1 protein-coding gene is annotated in these 342 nt (G+C 70.5%); it reads right to left on the reverse strand.

Annotated features, from left to right (window positions below; all coding sequences use genetic code 11):
• Window positions 1-342 (reverse strand): condensation domain-containing protein (locus AC5Y7E_RS24305; RefSeq protein ID WP_499950965.1); only part of this gene is annotated, 342 nt, incomplete at both ends.

The raw sequence follows: 342 nt of genomic DNA on the forward strand, positions 1-342 counted from the left end.
GAAGGTCAGCACGCAGCGGTGCCGGTGGGCGGCGGTGCGCAGCAGCGTCACCCGAAACGCCGGGGGCTGCGCTAGGTCCCCGACCGCGGCCCGCTCGGCGGCACAGACCTGCGCGATCTGCTGCTCGAGTTCCTGTTGGCCGGCGAGGTCGAGGTAGAGCCATCCCGCTGTGGGGTGGGTGGGGATGAGTTGGACCGGGGGGTCGTAGTGGGTGATGAACCGGGCGGCCAGGTGGGGGTGGCGGCCGGTCACGGTCTGGACCGCGTGGTGGAGCCGGTCGGGGTCCAGGGGGCCGCTTAACGTGATATCCAGTTGCACCGCATACGCATCGGGATCGCTGTT

This window comes from Mycobacterium sp. NGS17 (genome assembly GCF_059813205.1).